Source organism: Maritimibacter sp. 55A14, assembly GCF_003122205.1.
In the GTDB taxonomy this organism is placed as follows: domain Bacteria; phylum Pseudomonadota; class Alphaproteobacteria; order Rhodobacterales; family Rhodobacteraceae; genus QEYE01.
This window is the reverse complement of record NZ_QEYE01000074.1, coordinates 1-638: the sequence shown is the minus strand read 5'-3', so window position 1 is coordinate 638 and position 638 is coordinate 1. Positions and strand designations below refer to the sequence as shown.

At 63.2% G+C, this 638-nt stretch carries 1 protein-coding gene; it reads right to left on the bottom strand.

The genetic code is table 11. From position 1 onward, the window contains the following. Positions 1 to 34: 34 nt before the first annotated feature. Positions 35 to 638, bottom strand: a 604-nt coding sequence (locus DDZ14_RS19235; RefSeq protein WP_109426579.1) for an IS3 family transposase, incomplete at its 5' end; no start/stop codon positions are given.

The following is a 638-nucleotide window of genomic DNA, read 5'->3' as shown; positions in this document are numbered from 1 at the left end:
TGACCAGCCCCACCTGAGTGGTCCGGTTTGAGTGTTAGTGCATGATCGGCCTCTGGTCCATTGGCAGGATGGTTTCCGGGGCCGGTGGGCGGTAGCCCAAGGCACTGTGGGGTCGTCTGGTGTTGTAGTGTCTCCTCCATTGTTCGATCAGGGTTTGCGCCTCGCGGAGGCTATGGAAGACCTCGCCGTTGAGCAGCTCGTCCCGGAACCGGGCGTTGAAGCTCTCGCAGTATCCGTTCTCCCAGGGGCTGCCTGGTTCGATATAGGCAGTCCGGGCGCCGACGGCCGCAATCCAGTCCCGAACCGCCTGCGCCACGAACTCGGGGCCGTTGTCCGAGCGTATGAAGGCGGGGACCCCGCGCAGGATGAACAGGTCGCTCAACGCGTCGATGACATCGGTCGAGTTCAGCTTGCGCTCCGCCTTGATGGCCAGGCATTCCCTGGAATGCTCATCCAGGATGTTCAACGTTCGGAAGGCCCGCCCGTCATCGGTCCGGCAATGAACGAAGTCATAGCTCCAGACGTGGTTGCGATGCGCCGGCCGCAGCCGGACACACGACCCGTCGTTCAGCCAGAGCCGTCCCCTCTTCGGTTGCTTCATTGGCACTTTCAGCCCCTCCCGCCGCCATAGCCTCTCG